Annotated in this window: 20 protein-coding genes, 1 tRNA gene and 1 other RNA gene; 12 read left to right on the forward strand and 10 right to left on the reverse strand. The window is 47.3% G+C overall.

The window, feature by feature from the left end; genetic code table 11:
* Positions 1-274: 274 nt before the first annotated feature.
* Positions 275-511, reverse strand: a complete 237-nt coding sequence (locus JHL22_RS13755) for a hypothetical protein (protein ID WP_200238659.1) — start codon at positions 509-511, stop codon at positions 275-277.
* A gap of 365 nt (positions 512-876) precedes the next feature.
* Positions 877-1,356: an Lrp/AsnC family transcriptional regulator gene (locus JHL22_RS13760; protein WP_200238662.1), complete on the reverse strand. Its 480-nt coding sequence runs from the start codon at positions 1,354-1,356 to the stop codon at positions 877-879.
* A gap of 147 nt (positions 1,357-1,503) precedes the next feature.
* Between JHL22_RS13760 and hppD the strand changes: the two genes are divergently transcribed.
* Positions 1,504-2,619 (forward strand): 4-hydroxyphenylpyruvate dioxygenase, encoded by a 1,116-nt coding sequence (hppD, locus tag JHL22_RS13765; protein ID WP_200238665.1) that lies wholly within the window; start codon positions 1,504-1,506, stop codon positions 2,617-2,619.
* A 275-nt stretch (positions 2,620-2,894) separates the two neighbouring features.
* Here hppD and msrA read toward each other — a convergent pair whose 3' ends face one another.
* Both msrA and JHL22_RS13775 read right to left on the reverse strand, forming a co-directional pair.
* Positions 2,895-3,437, reverse strand: coding sequence for a peptide-methionine (S)-S-oxide reductase MsrA (gene msrA / locus JHL22_RS13770; protein ID WP_200238668.1), 543 nt, complete (start codon positions 3,435-3,437; stop codon positions 2,895-2,897).
* A gap of 13 nt (positions 3,438-3,450) precedes the next feature.
* Positions 3,451-3,780, reverse strand: coding sequence for a c-type cytochrome (locus JHL22_RS13775; RefSeq protein WP_200238670.1), 330 nt, complete (start codon positions 3,778-3,780; stop codon positions 3,451-3,453).
* 165 nt (positions 3,781-3,945) lie between these two features.
* On the opposite strand from JHL22_RS13775, the gene lgt reads away from it, so the two are divergent.
* Positions 3,946-4,731: a prolipoprotein diacylglyceryl transferase gene (gene lgt / locus JHL22_RS13780; RefSeq protein ID WP_200238672.1), complete on the forward strand. Its 786-nt coding sequence runs from the start codon at positions 3,946-3,948 to the stop codon at positions 4,729-4,731.
* A 56-nt stretch (positions 4,732-4,787) separates the two neighbouring features.
* Here the strand turns inward: lgt and ssrS are convergent.
* From ssrS to JHL22_RS13795, 3 genes are all read right to left on the reverse strand, one after another.
* Positions 4,788-4,971, reverse strand: a non-coding RNA gene (ssrS, locus tag JHL22_RS13785) — 6S RNA.
* 50 nt (positions 4,972-5,021) lie between these two features.
* Positions 5,022-5,333: a cell division protein ZapA gene (locus JHL22_RS13790; protein WP_200238674.1), complete on the reverse strand. Its 312-nt coding sequence runs from the start codon at positions 5,331-5,333 to the stop codon at positions 5,022-5,024.
* Complete coding sequence (locus JHL22_RS13795) at positions 5,333-5,746, reverse strand: hypothetical protein (protein ID WP_200238676.1); 414 nt, start codon at positions 5,744-5,746, stop codon at positions 5,333-5,335. Before JHL22_RS13795 ends, JHL22_RS13790 begins: the two co-directional genes overlap by 1 nt.
* Before the next feature lie 170 nt (positions 5,747-5,916).
* Here JHL22_RS13795 and JHL22_RS13800 point away from each other — a divergent pair, with 170 nt between their 5' ends.
* A complete protein-coding gene (locus tag JHL22_RS13800) occupies positions 5,917-6,822 on the forward strand; it encodes an NAD(P)-dependent oxidoreductase (protein WP_200238678.1) in 906 nt (301 codons plus the stop codon).
* 113 nt (positions 6,823-6,935) lie between these two features.
* Here JHL22_RS13800 and JHL22_RS13805 read toward each other — a convergent pair whose 3' ends face one another.
* Entirely contained in the window at positions 6,936-7,196 is a 261-nt protein-coding gene (locus tag JHL22_RS13805; RefSeq protein ID WP_200238680.1) for a hypothetical protein, read from the reverse strand.
* Between the two features lie 236 nt (positions 7,197-7,432).
* Between JHL22_RS13805 and JHL22_RS13810 the strand changes: the two genes are divergently transcribed.
* Complete coding sequence (locus JHL22_RS13810; protein WP_200238682.1) at positions 7,433-8,326, forward strand: NAD-dependent epimerase/dehydratase family protein; 894 nt, start codon at positions 7,433-7,435, stop codon at positions 8,324-8,326.
* 120 nt (positions 8,327-8,446) lie between these two features.
* Here JHL22_RS13810 and JHL22_RS13815 read toward each other — a convergent pair.
* Together JHL22_RS13815 and JHL22_RS13820 are read right to left on the reverse strand one after the other, a co-directional pair.
* Positions 8,447-8,533 (reverse strand) — tRNA-Leu (locus JHL22_RS13815).
* 215 nt (positions 8,534-8,748) lie between these two features.
* Positions 8,749-9,354, reverse strand: coding sequence for an RNA pyrophosphohydrolase (locus JHL22_RS13820; RefSeq protein WP_200238685.1), 606 nt, complete (start codon positions 9,352-9,354; stop codon positions 8,749-8,751).
* Between the two features lie 62 nt (positions 9,355-9,416).
* Between JHL22_RS13820 and JHL22_RS13825 the strand changes: the two genes are divergently transcribed.
* From JHL22_RS13825 to ybgF, 8 genes are all read left to right on the forward strand, one after another.
* A complete protein-coding gene (locus tag JHL22_RS13825) occupies positions 9,417-11,159 on the forward strand; it encodes a proline--tRNA ligase (RefSeq protein ID WP_200238688.1) in 1,743 nt (580 codons plus the stop codon).
* Positions 11,160-11,183: 24 nt separating this feature from the next.
* Positions 11,184-11,609, forward strand: a complete 426-nt coding sequence (gene ybgC, locus JHL22_RS13830) for a tol-pal system-associated acyl-CoA thioesterase (protein WP_200238691.1) — start codon at positions 11,184-11,186, stop codon at positions 11,607-11,609.
* 9 nt (positions 11,610-11,618) lie between these two features.
* Positions 11,619-12,299 carry a protein TolQ gene (gene tolQ, locus JHL22_RS13835; RefSeq protein ID WP_200238695.1) on the forward strand — a complete coding sequence of 227 codons (681 nt, stop codon included), beginning with the start codon at positions 11,619-11,621 and terminating at the stop codon, positions 12,297-12,299.
* A 2-nt stretch (positions 12,300-12,301) separates the two neighbouring features.
* Positions 12,302-12,742 carry an ExbD/TolR family protein gene (locus tag JHL22_RS13840; protein ID WP_200238698.1) on the forward strand — a complete coding sequence of 147 codons (441 nt, stop codon included), beginning with the start codon at positions 12,302-12,304 and terminating at the stop codon, positions 12,740-12,742.
* A gap of 29 nt (positions 12,743-12,771) precedes the next feature.
* Positions 12,772-13,944, forward strand: coding sequence for a cell envelope integrity protein TolA (tolA, locus tag JHL22_RS13845; RefSeq protein WP_200238701.1), 1,173 nt, complete (start codon positions 12,772-12,774; stop codon positions 13,942-13,944).
* Between the two features lie 37 nt (positions 13,945-13,981).
* Positions 13,982-15,265, forward strand: coding sequence for a Tol-Pal system beta propeller repeat protein TolB (gene tolB, locus JHL22_RS13850; protein ID WP_234041304.1), 1,284 nt, complete (start codon positions 13,982-13,984; stop codon positions 15,263-15,265).
* 26 nt (positions 15,266-15,291) lie between these two features.
* Entirely contained in the window at positions 15,292-15,777 is a 486-nt protein-coding gene (gene pal / locus JHL22_RS13855) for a peptidoglycan-associated lipoprotein Pal (RefSeq protein ID WP_200238704.1), read from the forward strand.
* Positions 15,778-15,854: 77 nt separating this feature from the next.
* Positions 15,855-16,529, forward strand: coding sequence for a tol-pal system protein YbgF (gene ybgF / locus JHL22_RS13860; protein ID WP_200238706.1), 675 nt, complete (start codon positions 15,855-15,857; stop codon positions 16,527-16,529).
* Positions 16,530-16,535: the final 6 nt, after the last annotated feature.

Genomic DNA, 16,535 nt, shown 5'->3' on the forward strand with positions numbered 1-16,535 from the left:
TTAAAGGTAAATGGTCGCTGCTTCACTCAAAAGAAAATAACGTTTATATGTATAAACCTTACTTCTTCATTTCAAGTGAGCGCTTAAAGTATAAAATTTAGCATCACCAGCTTTCGCTGATGTGGCCTCTTACATTCCAAGCGCCCACACTTATCGGCTGTTATATTGTTAAAGAGCATACAACATGACCCAACGGTCATGAGGCTGACATAAATCTGCTTTACAGTAGATCTTGTTGCACTCAGCTCAACCCGGCTTGAAACCCGAAGGCTTACTACACCAGACTGACTTGACTGCGTTGCTGTGTCAGCAGCAGAGAAACGAGATTATGAAGCATTGGGTTTTGTTTGTCAAGAACTTTTTTAAAAGATTTTAAAACCGTTCTTTTTAAACCACCGGACCAATTTGATAAAACCAACTGAACCAGACTACCCACTTCACGTTGCCCGCACTTAACATTCAATAACGTAAACATTAAATCATTTAAATCCGGACTTCGTTTCTTTTTCACCGCTTGGCGTTTTGGGGTAAACCCTAGCGCTGTTGCTGCGAAAGAATGTAACTATAGCGGACCAAAGCCCGACTTGGCAAGCTTTTTCTTGCAATCTCTGTAGGTATTTTACACCAAATACCGCAAGCCATTGTTTTATTTAAGAATTGTTGCTTTTTCAAGTTTTGTGTTTTTATTGCAACAATGCAACATGGTCTGTTTTTTGCCGCGGCCACAGGTAAGCGAATCCTAAAATATTTATCTGAATCCCTGCCCAAGCCCCGCTAAACCGCTCCTGCTTATGACTACAGGTACCCTTATTCATATTCTTATGCCTATAGGCATCTCCCGTTCTTTTTTTACAACATAAGTAAATCTCATCTCATTTATTTAACATAAAGCATTTTGCTTTCTTTTATTTTTTGCAACGCAAAACTTGAACGCATGTCTATAACAGAAGGATGCTTCATTAATACATTCATGGAGAATGCCGAAAAAGCCGCCAAGTCTTTTACCTGCACTCTTAAAATGTAATCCATTTCACCAGACAGAGCATAACACTCTACGACTTCTGGCCATTGTTGTACATCACGGGCAAATGACTCCATGGGCGCGTGACTGCTGCCACTAACTTTATTCAAATGAATGGATACATAAGCAATCAAGCCGCAACCAATCTTATCCGGATCAACCGTTGCGGTGTAGCCTGTTATGTATCCCTCATCTTCCAGGCGCTTTACCCGACGCAAGCAGGGGCTGGGGGACAACGCCACCCTATCGGCCAATTCAAGGTTGCTAAGCTTTCCATCTTGCTGCAACTCATTAATAATTTGTTTGTCTATCCTATCCAGTTCATTTGTTGGCATTTAATTTCTCTTCCATTTAATTTATTAGCATAATAATTTAAAAATCTATTTTTTTAAGACTTATTCGCAATTTTTATTTATTCATTTTTCATTAAAATATCTTTTGAGTAATCGCTAACTATGAATGAATAACTACAGGAGATAAACATGAACACTGATACCTTCACCCCCTGGGAAAACCCAATGGGTACTGCTGGCTTTGAATTTATTGAATACACCGCCCCCGACCCGGAAGCACTGGGCAAGGTGTTTACCTCTTTAGGCTTTAAAGCCATTGCCAGACACCGCACCAAAAACGTCACCCTATACCGCCAGGGCGAAATTAATTTTCTTATTAATGCCGAGACAGATTCTTTTGCCCAGCGATTTTCCCGCCAGCACGGCCCTTCCATATGCGCCATTGCCTTCCGGGTTCAGGATGCTGCCAAAGCCTATCAACGCGCGCTGGAGCTGGGCGCCTGGGGTTTTGATTCACAAAGCGGTCCAATGGAGTTGAATATCCCTGCCATCAAAGGTATTGGTGACTCCCTGATTTATCTGGTTGACCGCTGGAAAGGAAAAGACGGACACTGTGGTATTGGTGACATCAGTATTTATGATGTTGACTTTGAACCCATCAATTGCGAAACCGCCAGCCAAGATCTGAATCACCAGGGCGCCGGCCTGCAAATTATTGACCACCTTACCCATAACGTCCATAAAGGCCGCATGCAGGAATGGGCCGAGTTTTATGAGCGCCTGTTCAACTTCAGAGAAATCCGTTATTTTGATATTGAAGGTAAAGTCACCGGTGTCAAGTCTAAGGCCATGACTTCTCCTTGTGGAAAAATCCGCATCCCGATTAATGAGGAAGGCACCGAAGAAAAAGGGCAAATCCAGGAATATCTAGACTTATATCATGGAGAGGGCATCCAGCATATTGCCCTGGGCACCCACAATATTTATGAGACGGTAGAAGCACTACAGCAAAACAAACTGAAATTTCTGGATACGCCTGACACCTATTATGAATTGTTAAGCCAACGCCTGCCCAACCACAACGAAGATGTGGCACGCTTGAAAAAGAACCGGATTCTTCTGGATGGCGGCCCGAATAACGATTTACTACTGCAGATTTTTACCGAAAACCAGATTGGCCCCATTTTCTTTGAGATTATCCAGCGTAAAGGCAATGAAGGTTTTGGTGAAGGTAACTTCAAGGCCCTGTTTGAATCTATTGAACTGGACCAGATGCGCCGCGGGGTATTGAAAACGGTTGAATAACACTGTTGGAACAACAAGGGGGCTGCAACCCGTCAAAAAAACTATCTTAGTGAGCAGCAGCCCTCTTTCATGGAAGCAAAATATACTTGGCACTACTGGCGACTTCTTCGCTGCCAGAGCCTTAAGGCAGAACATGTATTCTGGATATGCCTGGTTTATGCTGTCTCTAATACCATTTCATTAATATAAAGCCTTTATAAAACACAATCACGCAGCTATTATGCTGTTAAGCATAAAACCTGTTTTTTACAAGACAATTTTGCACACCTGACGCATCAAGACGTTTTCAATTTATCGGGAAAACGTTTTATGAACTTGTTTACTTTTTCAGACACCACAAAAGCGCAATAAGGCTGATTGGGATTACGCTCAAAATAATTATCATGATAGATTTCGGCTGGCCAGAACTGCGCCTTGGGCAACAACTTGGTGACCACCGACGAAACAAGGTGCTCTTGCAACCGCTCTATATGTAAACGGGCTATGGTTTCCTGTTCGGGCTTCTGGAAGAAAATGGCTGACGCATATTGCGGCCCCACATCATTACCCTGCCGGTCTGGCGTTGTAGGGTCGTGGGTTTCAAAAAACACCGTTAATATATCGTCAAAACTGATTTGGGCCGGATCAAACGCCACCTTCACCACTTCTATGTGCCCGGTATTTTGTTCACACACCTGTTCATAAGTGGGATTATTGACATGGCCACCACAATAACCGGACTGCACCCCAATCACACCGCGCAAGCGCAAAAAAACCGCCTCGGTGCACCAGAAACAGCCACCACCCAACACCGTAATTTCATTTGATGCATCTGTCATAATATAAGCCCTTTTAATTAAGACTGCGTATCCAGCGGGCAATCGCCTCGGCCTGCTCTTCATTAACCTGTGGCTGGACCGGCATGGGAATGACCCCCCAGCGTCCTCGCCCTCCTGTGCGTATGGACTGCGCAAGATAAGTGACAATTTCATCGCTGGCATCTTTATAGCGTTCGGCAATCGCCCTGAAGGGAGGCCCGACCCTGGCGGCCTCCAGCTGATGACAGCCCAGACAAATTTTTTCCTGTACCAGCTTTTCTCCATCAAGCTTAGGCTCAGCATAAACGGCTGAAGCCAAAAACACAGACAAGCACAAACCGCCTATACCCACTGAACGCAACATACTCAAATCCAAGCGTTATTAAAAATTTAATGATTTTGCTATCATTGCCACAAAACTGCCTGACACTTCCGGCTACACTGATTGTCACACTGACAATAATCCTATTGTATCCAGAAAATTGCTGACTCTCTTATTTATCATTTTATATAAAGCAGAATAAAACGCATGATCCCATTTCCTGAAATCAATCCTGTTGCCATAGAAATTGGCCCGTTAAAAGTCCACTGGTATGGCCTAATGTACTTACTTGCCTTTGCCCTGGTATGGATACTGGGCAGATACCGCATTAAAAAAGGCATGATTGACCTTACCCAGCAACGCTTTGAAGACCTGATTTTTTATGGCGTACTGGGTGTTATTGTAGGTGGCCGACTGGGCTACATCCTTTTTTACCAGCCTTCTTTCTATCTGTCACACCCATTGGAAATATTTTCAATCTGGGACGGTGGCATGTCTTTTCATGGCGGACTTATTGGTGTTTTACTGGCCATGTATCTGTTTGGACGAAAAGAAGGCAAAACCTTTTTCGAAGTGGCCGACTTCATTGCCCCACTGGTACCGCTTGGACTGGCCAGCGGACGCCTGGGCAATTTCATTAACGGCGAACTATGGGGACGCCCAGCTGATGTCCCCTGGGCCATGATTTTTCCGGGTGCCGGCAATATCCCCCGCCACCCGTCACAGCTTTACCAAATGCTGCTTGAAGGTATTTTGCTATTTATCATACTGTGGATTTTTTCAGGCAAAAAAAGGCCAGTTGGGCAAGTCAGTGCCGTTTTCCTGATGGGATACGGTGTTTTCCGTTTTATTGCCGAATACACCCGTGAGCCCGACAGTTACCTGGGTTTCCTGGCGCTAGGTTTTAGCATGGGGCAATGGCTGTCAATTCCCATGATTCTGGCAGGCATCTGGTTGTATATAGACAGCACAAAAAAACAGATTAGCTTATAAACACCATAAGGCAGTAGCAAAAAAAGCGGATCTTTTTCAAGATCCGCTTTTTTATTAAATGCCCCGCATGTACCGTCTAGGCCGGCACCTCGAACCCTAAGGTCCAAAGATTGGTCACCATCAATAAAGCTTCGGGCTCGTCTGGCAAGAGACGCTCACTCCTACTTTATAATCCGATAACCTGATGCCATAAGCATAGGTAAGAGATGATAAGCCAAGTCACGAATACCGCAGGGACAACCTTTCGTGTAAATTTATAATACACTAAAACCTGATTTGAAGCCTGAATTTTACAGGCCTTTTAACTCATTAATTCCGTCATCAAGCAAAGCATTGAGCTCTTTGATTTTTTGCTTGAAGTCACCGTATTGTACACCAGCGAATGGCCCATCAACAGCCTTGACAGATAAAAGGTCGGATGCCATTTGAATACATGCCATGATCGCGATGCGTTCATTGCTGACCGAAGCATTGCCAGCACCTTTTATTTTAAGCATGAGTTGGTCTGCATGCTTAACGGCCTCTACCAACTTCTGCCTTTCTTCAGAAGCACAGGCCAGTGAAAGCTCACGACCCAAAATTGATACGTCAATCCGTTCCATTATTCAGCTCCTTCAACAACACCACCAGGCAAATTGGCAAGTACGTGTTCAACACGGTCACGCGCTTTTTTTGCGCTCTCGCGGAACGCAAGCAACTCATTTTGCGCCTTGGCCAAATCAGCCTGGAGCCGGGTAATTTCCTGCTGCGCGCTGTCGAGCTCTGACTTTAACTGAACATTTTCATGTTGTGCCTTAGCCCGGATTTCACCGACTTCCTGCTCATGATTATCCAGGCGCTGAACAATACTGTTGAACTCGTCTTCGCGAGCCAGAAATTGATCGCGAAATGAGTCTCGAGCCTTTTCAGCCAGTAACAGACGTGCGGAAATAGAATCACGTTCAGCCATTAAACTACGTGATAATTGAACCACTTGCCCAATACGAGCAGCAACTTGATCTAAGTCTTGCAACATAGTGATATCGTATTCAATACAAAAGGCGCATTTACAGGTAAACGCACTGAATTAAAAATAAGGTGAACTTGATTTTACCCTGTATTCAAAACCACAAACCGGATTTTTTAATATTAAGGTATATTAATCTTTCAAGTGCTTTTTCCCATTTTGACATCAATAGGATTGCCATGCCATCAATTACCGAAAAATCTTACGAGACAACCCCTTCCATCAATGTCGCTTTTATTGGTTTGGGCGTTATGGGCTTTCCCATGGCAGGCCACCTGGCCAAAGCCGGTCACAACGTTTGCGTCTACAACCGCACCACTGCCAAAGCCGAAAGCTGGGTGGCCGAATTTGGTGGATCCTGGGCGCTTACTCCGGCACAGGCAAGCAAAGATGCGGATATTGTTTTTTGTTGCGTGGGTAATGATAATGACCTGCAAAGCGTTATTCTGGGCGAAACGGGTGCTTTTAGCGGCATGAAACCGGGTGCTATTTTTGTTGATCACACCACTGCCTCTGCCGATGTGGCCCGCGAACTGTACCAGTTGGCTAAAGAAAAACAGCTTGGGTTCATTGACGCCCCCGTCTCTGGCGGACAAGCGGGCGCCGTCAATGGCGTACTTACCGTTATGTGCGGTGGCGAAACGGCCGTTTTTGACAAAATCCAGGCAACTGCCAAGCCCTATTCACGCGCCATTACCCTTTTGGGTGACCCGGGCGCAGGCCAACTGGCCAAAATGGTCAACCAGATTTGCATTGCCGGCCTGGTTCAGGGCCTATCGGAAGCCATTGCTTTTGGAGAGCGGGCCGGTCTTGATATGCATGCCGTACTGGATGTGATTGGCAAAGGTGCCGCTCAAAGCTGGCAAATGGATAACCGTGGCAAAACCATGATTGAAAATAAATTTGATTTTGGCTTTGCCGTAGACTGGATGCGCAAAGACCTTGGACTGGTGCTGGATGAGGCTAAACACAATGGCGCGCTACTACCGGTAACGGCTTTAGTCGACCAGTTTTATGCCGAAGTACAGCAAAAAGGGGGAAGCCGCTGGGATACCTCCAGCCTTATTTCTCGCCTGAAACCTTAATAAGCACTGTTTTTACAAAAAAATCGTGCCACCCGAAAATGACACGACTTTTTTACAATATATTCAAGACCTTAGCATAAAATGACGTTAACGCCTGATTAGTGTAAAACTGGTTAGTTTGAAATAAACTCATCACCATGAGTCTGTTGGTAGTCAACCAACTCTTGCATGACCATCTCATGGGTTTTTGTGCTGTTTACCACCACCACCGGAGAGGAAGACTCTTTAGTCATGCGCTGCTCGGCTTTTTGTCCTGCATCGATGCTTGCGGCATTTGGCACAAACGGATAATCGGACTCACTCAAGACTGCAGCATGTGCTGCACCAGCGGTAATAACGGTGGCAATAAAGGCGACTTTAACAATGCTTTTCATAATAAACTCCAAAATATTAATATCTTTCAATAAAAATCAAGTTTCACGCCGGTTTACAGAACCTTGGGAAAGTTGATTTGATGGGTCTATTATGAAGTGGTACACATGATAGAAAAATAGCGATTGCTGCAAACATATTTCCATTAATGGAAATATAAAACGAAAACCACACTGAAATCCCCATTATTGACATTGGTTTCAGGAACAATCAATAACAAACCCACAGGAGAATCATCATGAAAGTACTTGTATGTGGTGCAAAAGGCTTTATTGGCGGAAACATTTCCCGGGCACTGGAACAGGCGGGGCATGAGGTCATTGCCGGTGTCTCATCACGGCATGCAGGGACCGTGCCAAACAGCGTGGTTGTTGATTATTCCAAAGATACCAGCCCCCAGGCCTGGTTGCCCCGGCTTGAGCAAATCGACGCCGTCATCAATGCGGTGGGCGTATTGCGCACATCTCGGGCTCGTCCTATTGAGGCTGTACATCAACACACCCCTATTGCCTTATGGGATGCCTGCGCTCAGGCCAATATCAAAAAAGTCATCCAAATTTCCGCGCTGGGTGCCGAGACCGGCAACACGCTATATGCAAGCACCAAACGGGCAGCCGACCATCACCTTATGGCTCTGGCTGACGGTGGAAAAATAAGCTACACCATATTGCGTCCCAGCATTGTTTTTGGCAAAGGCGGCGCCAGCAGCGCACTATTCATGAATTTAGCCAAACTGCCTTTTCTGATTTTACCCAAACCGGTATTACGCGCACGGGTCCAGCCGGTTTCCGTGCTTAATCTGGCTGAAGCCATCGTCGCTTTACTGGGCCCTTCTTTTGTTCAACAGGGAGTGATTAGCTGCACTGGCGCAGAATCGGTGTTAATGAGTGATTTTATTGCCAGCCTGCGACAACAATGTGGCAAACGTCCAGCCAGCATTCTGCCCCTGCCGGATAGCCTGAGCACCCTAAGTGCCCGCATGGGAGATCTGGTCCCAGGCGTTCCATGGTGCACAGAAACCATGACGATGCTGGCGACAAATAATGAAGACAGCTGCGCTGAGTTTCAGGACTTGATTGGTCACACGCCGGTTCATTACAGTGAACTGGTGGCAAACGCCTGGAACACATAAAGCACCTGACAATACCAACATCAAGTAAAATTTGAAAAAATGAAAGGGAGATGAAATGAGATAAGATTAGATTAAATTTACATTAATTGCGTATTTTGTTTTTTATTTAAATACAATTAATGGTGCCCAGGAGAAGACTCGAACTTCCACAGGATTGCTCCCGCTAGGACCTGAACCTAGTGCGTCTACCAATTCCGCCACCTGGGCACTTACATGCGATTTGCTTTTTTAGTGCATTTCGCGATGAAGATGAAATTATAATACCATTATAAAAAAACACAAGCTATTTAAGAAAGTTTTGTATATTTTTTTATATATGTTGTTTTTCACACAAAAAACAACAGTTTCACCTATTCCGACAAAAATGGGCAATGCCATTTAAAAAACAGCATTGCCCCTCTTTTTAAAACGCAAATTGCAAACTAATCAACATTCAACGGAATTTTGGTTTCCTCCGTATTCTGAATATTGCCTGCCTCTGTTTTTTTTCCACGACCGGCCTGGGATTTACGTCCATAAAACTGACGCGGTCTTGAATAGCGGGGCTCTGACGGATTACGAAAAATAATTTTCGACAATTCATTGAGCGCCTGTAAATATACGTCACGCTTGAATTCTATTACCGCATCAAGGGGTACCCAATACCGGTTCCAGCGCCAGGCATCAAATTCCGGATGATTGGTTGCCCGTAGACTGACATCAGAATCTTTACCCACCAACCGTAATAAAAACCAAATTTGCTTTTGCCCCTTATAATATCCTCGCGACTCGCGTCGCACAAAATTATCCGGTACGTTGTACCGTAACCAATTACGTGTTCGTCCCAATATTCGTACATGCTCCGGTTTCAGACCAACTTCTTCATGAAGTTCCCGGAACATGGCCTGCACAGGGCTTTCACCATGATTAATGCCACCTTGCGGAAACTGCCACGAATGCTCTCGAATTCTTTTACCCCAGAACACCTCATTCTTGTGATTAACAAGGATAATACCAACATTAGGACGGTAGCCTTCGCGATCTAGCATGCGGCCACCCCCATTTTCAAATACAATTTACTTGATTATACGTTTCTATTGAGTCCGTAACCATGTTAGCCTCCAAATTTCACTTAAATACCTTAAAAGAAGCACCTGCAGAAGCCGAAATAGCCAGTCATCAACTAATGACCCGTGCCGGCATGATTCGAAAACACGCAGGCGGCATTTATACCTACATGCCATTAGGCCTGAAAGTCATGCGTAAAGTAGAAGCCATTGTTCGTGAAGAAATGAATAATGCTGATGCTATTGAACTGCTTATGCCTGTGGTACAACCCGCCGAGCTCTGGGTTGAATCGGGCCGTTGGGAAGAGTATGGCCCCGAACTGCTGCGCATCAAGGACCGCCATCAGCGCGATTTCGTGTTGCAACCCACTTCTGAAGAAGTCATTACCGATATTGCCCGTAATGAAATCCACAGTTACCGGCAACTACCCGTTAATTTTTATCACATCCAAACCAAATTTCGTGACGAACGACGCCCTCGTTTTGGTCTGATGCGTGGGCGTGAATTCACCATGAAAGACGCCTATTCTTTCGATCGTGATGAAGCCAGTGCCTTGGCCAGTTACGACATTATGTATAACGCCTATATGCGTATCTTCAAGCGCCTTGGCCTGATTTTCCGTGCGGTGGCCGCAGATACCGGCTCAATTGGCGGCTCACGCAGCCATGAGTTTCAGGTCATTGCCGATACTGGCGAAGATCTTATTGTGTACAACCCCGATTCCGAATATGCCGCCAACATAGAGTTGGCCGAAGCGCCTTGCCTGATTGCAAAACGTGACGAACCAACCCAAGAACTGCAGGAAGTTGAAACCCCCAACGCCAACAAATGCGAACTGGTTGCACAGCAACTGGGCACAGGCCTGGACAAAACCGTCAAATCGGTTGTATTTGTAACCACGCCTGAAGAAGGTCCTGCCAAATTATGGCTGCTCATGGTACGTGGCGACCATGAGGTTAATGAAGTCAAGGTCAGCAAACTGCCCGCCTTCAAAAACGGTTTCCGCCTGGCTACCGAAGAAGAAATTCTTGAGTACTTTGGCTCTGAGCCCGGCTATCTTGGCCCGCTCAATACCGTCAAACCCGTCAATATTATTGTTGATACCACGGTTGCCAATATGTCAGACTTTATTTGTGGCGCCAATAAAGCGCCCTATCACATTAGCGGTATCAACTGGGGTCGTGACCTGCCCGAACCCGAAGTGGCCGATTTGCGCAATGTGATTGCCGGAGACCCTGCCATTGGCGAATCCGGTACGCTGGCGATCCAGCGAGGCATCGAGGTGGGTCATGTGTTTTTCCTGGGTGACAAATATTCGTCCGAACTGAAAGCCACCTTCCTGAACGAAAACGGCAAGCCAGAAACCTTGCAAATGGGCTGCTATGGCATTGGTATCAGCCGCATCACGGCCGCCGCGATTGAACAAAATCATGATGAAAAAGGTATTATCTGGCCAATCGCCATGGCTCCCTTCGAGGTTGTGATTTGCCCGGTTGGCTGGGGCAAAAGCGAAACAATTCGCAATGAAGCCACGGCACTTTACGAAACACTGAAACAAAACAAGATAGACGTTATACTTGATGATCGGGATGCCCGCCCTGGTGTTATGTTCTCGGAATGGGAGCTGATTGGTGTGCCAATCAGGATAACCATTGGCGATCGTGGACTTAAGGATGGCATTATCGAAGTGCAGGAACGCAGCAAAACAGAAGCGGTCAAAGTTCCTGTCGCAGAAGTAAACGCTTACGTTTCGTCCTTGTATCAAGGCCTTAAAAATACGCTATAATTCACTGATTTATCAGGGCTTTACATGTCTGACACACAAGACAACAAGCAATTCACGCTCCCTATCCGGGTCTACTACGAAGACACGGATGCTGGGGGGGTGGTTTTTTACGCCAATTATTTGAAATTTTTTGAGCGGGCCCGCACTGAATGGCTACGTCACCTTGGTGTTAATCAATCAGCGCTGGCCAGCAGCGACAACCGCATTTTTGTGGTTGTTGGCACCCAGCTGAACTACAAAAGACCCGCCCGGCTTGATGATATGATTCTTATCAAAAGCAAGATCACCAAAGTCGGCGACGCCTCTGCCACCTTCGAACAACGGGCAGAACGGGGCTCCCAGCTACTCGTTGAAAGCACCATTAAAATATGCTGCGTCAACAATCAAACTTTCCGGCCGGCGGCCATACCGCCATCTGTAAGAACCTTATTAATTTCCGTGCAGGACTAATACTTTATTATGCAACCCGTTCAAGATGAGATGTCAATTTTCTCGCTGATAGTCAATGCGAGCGTCCCCGTACAAATCGTTATGCTTATCCTGCTGGCCATTTCAGTGGTCTCCTGGACGTACATCATTAGCAAACGGCTAACGTTAAAACGCACACAATCACAAACCCGCGAATTTGAAAATGCCTTCTGGAAAGGCGGTGACCTGTCTTCATTACACCAGTCCATCAGCCGCAACACCGAAGAACATGGTGCGTTGGCCCGTATTTTTGAGGCCGGCATGAGCGAATTCATGAAAGCCCGCCGCACCGGGAACACCGACGTCAATGCACTTATGGACGGCCCCAACCGCGCCATGCGGGCCACCTACCAGCGTGAACTTGACCTGCTGGATTCCCGCCTCAATTTTCTGGCTTCTGCGGGTTCGGTCAGCCCTTATATCGGCCTGTTAGGCACCGTTTGGGGAATCATGCACTCCTTTATCGGGCTTTCAACGGCCCAGCAGGCAACCCTAGCCGCTGTGGCACCCGGCATTGCCGAAGCGCTTATTGCCACGGCAATCGGCCTGTTTGCCGCCATTCCCGCCGTGATTGCCTATAACCATTTTTCAAATGACATCGACAAACTCGCCAGCCGTTTTGACAGCTTTATTGATGAGTTTCTGAACATTTTGCAACGTCAGGTACGCTAATCATGTCTTCCAGAAGAAATAGCCATCGACGCGGGCGTCGAATGAAAAATGAGATGAACGTGGTTCCCTATATCGACGTCATGCTGGTATTACTGGTTATTTTTATGGTAACCGCCCCCATGATCACGCCTGGCCTGATCAACCTGCCTTCGGTTGGCCAGGCGGCCACCGTTCCATCAACCCCCGTTGAAATCGAGCTTGCCGAAAACGGTGAAGTGTCGATTCGCTTGCGTGAGTCCGGCAATACCTTCCAGAAAATTGAAAAAGACAATTTACTCTCCGAAGTACAGGCACTAGTTCAGGCCGACACGCCGGTCATTATTGCCGCCGACGGGAAGGTGCCCTATGAAGAAGTCGTCAAAGTCATGGATACCCTGCGTAGCAATGGCCTGACCCGCCTTGGTCTGTTGGTGAACCAAAACGGCGAAAGCTCCTCAAATTAAAATTGCCTGATTAACACGACCCTATTTTCATGAAACACACTGAAAATCCTAACGAGTTCTATGAGCAGTCCGATGACCGCAAAGGGCTTATCGGTGCCCTGACGCTTCATAGCCTGTTAGTGATCGCGCTTATTGTCAGTCTACTGGCCTCTCCCGAGGCGCCTACCGGCCCCATACAGCTGGAGTTATGGACAGAAGGCACAGAGCAGGTGCTTAAGGCTCCGGCGCAAACACAATCTCCCGAACTGGCTGAAGAAGACACCACAAGCGATGAGGATGTTGACCCCCCTGCTGAAGAGCCGGAAGCCCAGGAACCACAGACCGAACCCGAAGCAGCGGCAACGGCACCTGAACCACCTCCTGCTCCCCAGCAGTCGGCAGCTAACGCCCAGCAACAGGAAGACCCTGAAATTGCCATAGAAAAGAAACGCCAGCAAGCCCAGGAAGAACAACGCCAAAAAGCACTGGCCGACGCCAAGGCGGCCAAAGAAGCCCGCGAAAAAGCACTGGCTGAAACACGCGCCCTTGAGGACGCCCGCAAGAAAGCATTAGCCGAAGCAAAAGCGGCCAAACAAGAGGCGGAACAAAAAGCCAAGGCACTGGCTGAGGCCAAGGCAAAACAGGAAGCTGAAGCAAAGACCAAGGCACTGGCTGAGGCCAAGGCAAAAGCAGAAGCCGAGAAAAAAGCCAAAACACTGGCTGAAGCCAAGGCCAAAGAAGAAGCTGACAAAAAAACCAAGGCGCTGGCAGAAGCCAAAGCCAAGCAGGAAAAGGAAAAAACCCTTGCCAAGGCAAAAGCCGATGCAAAAAAGGCCGCACAAGCTAAACTGAAAGCCGAATCCCAAGGTGACGCTTTGCGTGCCGCCATGCGCGGTGACATCGCCAGCGCGGCCGGTATCAAGGGTGGCGCAAGCAATCGAAACCAGGTGGGTGGCGGTGGTGGCAACTCAGCCTACGCCAGGCAAGTACAACAATGTGTACAGCCCCGACTGCGTTTTAATGGAAACACCAAATTAAGTTTGAACTATCGTGTTGATTTTGATACCTCATTCAAACCAAAATCTGCCAAAATAACAAAGCGCTCAGGTAACCCCGCGTTTGATGCGGCAGTACAAAAAGCCCTGATGGCCTGCAATCCATTTCCAAAACCACCATCAGGAAATACCTATGTGGCAGGCCCTTATACCTACACACCACAATAACCCTTACCCCTTTTTTGTCTGACTAAGGAGATGTGCTATGACTGCAACCCTTGATAATCGCAGCATGCTGAATACCGGCCAAGACCGGCTCGCATTCATGCACCGTTTTTTTCTGTTCCTGGCTTTTGTGTTTTTCCTGCAACTGGGCAATTTTGCCCAGGCACAGGTTCAGGTCGCCCTGCAAGGCTCAGGCACTTCCAATAAATTCCCCGTCGTCATTGCCGATTTTGCCGGCCCCAATGGCAAGGAAATTGCCGACATCATCAGCGCCGACCTGATCCGCTCGGGTCAATTTGAAGTTACCCGTACCCAGGCCCTTACGATTGATTCAAATGGCACACCAAACTGGGCAGCCCTTTCTAACCTGGGCGCAACTACCGTTGCCTATGGTTCGATTAGTGGTTCAACGGCCAATTACCAGCTTACCGACACCGCCCTGAAAGCACCTTTGGAGGCCAAAAATATTACTGAACCCCAAATGCGTCGCCTGGCTCATAAAGTTGCCGATGCCATCTATGAAAAAATGACGGGTGTTCGTGGCATTTTTGCAACAAGAGTCGCCTATGCAACAGGGCAGCAATTAGTGGTAGCTGATGCCGATGGTGAAAACAGAAAAGTCATCGTTAACTCACCAAGTTCCATCATTTCCCCTGCCTGGTCTCCAGATGGTTCAAAGCTGGCTTATGTTAGTTTTGAAACCGGCAAACCCGTTGTTTATGTGCAAAACCTGGCCACCGGTTCACGCCAGGTTGTCGCTAATTTCAAGGGTAACAACAGTGCTCCCGCATGGTCTCCCGATGGCAGCCAGCTTGCCGTAGCGCTTAGTATGAACGCACTTTCCAACATCTACCAAATCAGTGCTTCGGGTGGTTCCAACCCCCGTAGAATTACCGATTCTGCTGAGATCGACACCGAGCCTTTTTACTTTCCGAATGGCAGTGGCATCATCTTTACCAGTGACCGCGGAGGCAGCGCACAGATTTACCGTACAGGCCTTGGCGGTGGCGGTGCAAGTCGAATCACCTTTAACGGCTCACAAAACGTCTCTGGAAAAATTTCACCCGATGGCACAAAACTGGTATATTCTAGTCTAAGAGGAGGTTCATATTCCATTGCCCAGCAAGGCCTTGGAAGTGGCTCTGATAAAATCCTTACTTCCGGGCCAAATGATCTTTCTCCAAGCTTTGCACCAAACGGAATGCAAATACTTTATGTTTCAAGCGGAGGCTTAAGCATTGTTAACACTGACGGCTCTTTCCAAGCAAGTATTCCATCAGTCGGAAACGTATCAAGCGCTGCTTGGGGCCCGTTTACTGATTAATCGTGTATATTTATAAAGGAAATACTATGAGTTCTCGCATCGCGAAAACTTTGGCAATCGCAGCCATCGCAGCTTCACTGGCAGCATGTAGTTCAACACCACTGGACGGCAGTGCTGGTGCAGGCGACGCTTCTGCATCAGGTGCCACCATGGATCCATTCAACCCTAACAGCCCATTAGCTCAACAGCGTTCTGTTTATTTCGCTTTTGACAGCTACGCTGTAGAACCGCAATATCAGCCTTTAGTTCAAATGCACGCTCAGTATTTGGCTGCCAACTCACAACAGCGTGTCCGTATTGAAGGCAATACCGATGCCCGTGGCAGTGCCGAATATAACCTGGCCTTGGGTCAGCGCCGTTCGGTTGCTGTTGGCAATCAATTGGTACAACAAGGTGTAAATGGCAATCAAATCGAAGCAGTCAGCTTTGGTAAAGAGCGTCCTAAAGCATCTGGCAACACCGAAGCAGCCTATGCAGAAAACCGTCGTGCAGATATTAACTACCTCCGTTAATCTCACGTTCGACTAATTTGCATTGCTAGGCGCCGCACGGTTTGGCTGTGCGGCGTTGCTGTTTTACTGGAGTAAACATGATCGTTAAGAAAAAACACACACTTTTACTACTCACTTCCGCTTTGTTTTGTAGCATCTTGAATACCAATGCCTATGCATTTGAAGATGAAGATGCACGTCGTGCCATTCTTGATCTGCGTGCCCAGTTAAGACAAAGCGCACAGGCAAGGCTTGAGCTTTCCAATAAAATCCAAAGTCTTCAAAGCCAGGTTAGCCAATTGCGTGGTGAGATAGAAAAAATCAGCAGTTCAGACATGCTTTCCCGTCAATCGGCGCGCACTGAGGCCGGCTATGACCCTACCCCCCAGGTAGGTGATCCAAACGAACAGCGGGCCTATGACGAGGCCCTGGACCTGTTCCGACAGGGAAATTACTCACAATCAAGTATAGCACTGGGTAATTTTGCCACTGCCTATCCAAACAGCCCCTTAACACCCGGGGCCCGTTTTTACGAAGGTAGCAGCCTTTACGCCAGCAAAGATTTCAGGGGTGCCATACAAAGACTGCAATCCATGGTTTCTGCCTACCCGTCTGACCCCAAGGCCGGAGATGCCTTGTTGGTGATTGCCGGCAGCCAGGTTGAGCTTAATAACATTGCCGGTGCCAAATCAACCCTGCAAAGCATTATCAACCAATATCCCGACACGCCATCTGCCGATACGGCCAAACAACGCCTGGAACTGTTCAGATAAGTTGTT

Origin of the sequence: Advenella mandrilli (assembly GCF_016595155.1) — a bacterium.
GTDB classification, from domain to species: Bacteria; Pseudomonadota; Gammaproteobacteria; order Burkholderiales; family Burkholderiaceae_B; genus Advenella; species Advenella mandrilli.

What these genes read in the sequence shown, in the direction of transcription:
- JHL22_RS13760 (WP_200238662.1), bottom strand. Translation starts at nt 1,356, where the DNA reads ATGCCAACAAATGAACTGGATAGGATAGACAAACAAATTATTAATGAG.
- hppD (WP_200238665.1), top strand. Translation starts at nt 1,504, where the DNA reads ATGAACACTGATACCTTCACCCCCTGGGAAAACCCAATGGGTACTGCT.
- msrA (WP_200238668.1), bottom strand. Translation starts at nt 3,437, where the DNA reads ATGACAGATGCATCAAATGAAATTACGGTGTTGGGTGGTGGCTGTTTC.
- JHL22_RS13775 (WP_200238670.1), bottom strand. Translation starts at nt 3,780, where the DNA reads ATGTTGCGTTCAGTGGGTATAGGCGGTTTGTGCTTGTCTGTGTTTTTG.
- lgt (WP_200238672.1), top strand. Translation starts at nt 3,946, where the DNA reads ATGATCCCATTTCCTGAAATCAATCCTGTTGCCATAGAAATTGGCCCG.
- JHL22_RS13790 (WP_200238674.1), bottom strand. Translation starts at nt 5,333, where the DNA reads ATGGAACGGATTGACGTATCAATTTTGGGTCGTGAGCTTTCACTGGCC.
- JHL22_RS13795 (WP_200238676.1), bottom strand. Translation starts at nt 5,746, where the DNA reads ATGTTGCAAGACTTAGATCAAGTTGCTGCTCGTATTGGGCAAGTGGTT.
- JHL22_RS13800 (WP_200238678.1), top strand. Translation starts at nt 5,917, where the DNA reads ATGCCATCAATTACCGAAAAATCTTACGAGACAACCCCTTCCATCAAT.
- JHL22_RS13805 (WP_200238680.1), bottom strand. Translation starts at nt 7,196, where the DNA reads ATGAAAAGCATTGTTAAAGTCGCCTTTATTGCCACCGTTATTACCGCT.
- JHL22_RS13810 (WP_200238682.1), top strand. Translation starts at nt 7,433, where the DNA reads ATGAAAGTACTTGTATGTGGTGCAAAAGGCTTTATTGGCGGAAACATT.
- JHL22_RS13820 (WP_200238685.1), bottom strand. Translation starts at nt 9,354, where the DNA reads ATGCTAGATCGCGAAGGCTACCGTCCTAATGTTGGTATTATCCTTGTT.
- JHL22_RS13825 (WP_200238688.1), top strand. Translation starts at nt 9,417, where the DNA reads ATGTTAGCCTCCAAATTTCACTTAAATACCTTAAAAGAAGCACCTGCA.
- ybgC (WP_200238691.1), top strand. Translation starts at nt 11,184, where the DNA reads ATGTCTGACACACAAGACAACAAGCAATTCACGCTCCCTATCCGGGTC.
- tolQ (WP_200238695.1), top strand. Translation starts at nt 11,619, where the DNA reads ATGCAACCCGTTCAAGATGAGATGTCAATTTTCTCGCTGATAGTCAAT.
- JHL22_RS13840 (WP_200238698.1), top strand. Translation starts at nt 12,302, where the DNA reads ATGTCTTCCAGAAGAAATAGCCATCGACGCGGGCGTCGAATGAAAAAT.
- tolA (WP_200238701.1), top strand. Translation starts at nt 12,772, where the DNA reads ATGAAACACACTGAAAATCCTAACGAGTTCTATGAGCAGTCCGATGAC.
- tolB (WP_234041304.1), top strand. Translation starts at nt 13,982, where the DNA reads ATGACTGCAACCCTTGATAATCGCAGCATGCTGAATACCGGCCAAGAC.
- pal (WP_200238704.1), top strand. Translation starts at nt 15,292, where the DNA reads ATGAGTTCTCGCATCGCGAAAACTTTGGCAATCGCAGCCATCGCAGCT.
- ybgF (WP_200238706.1), top strand. Translation starts at nt 15,855, where the DNA reads ATGATCGTTAAGAAAAAACACACACTTTTACTACTCACTTCCGCTTTG.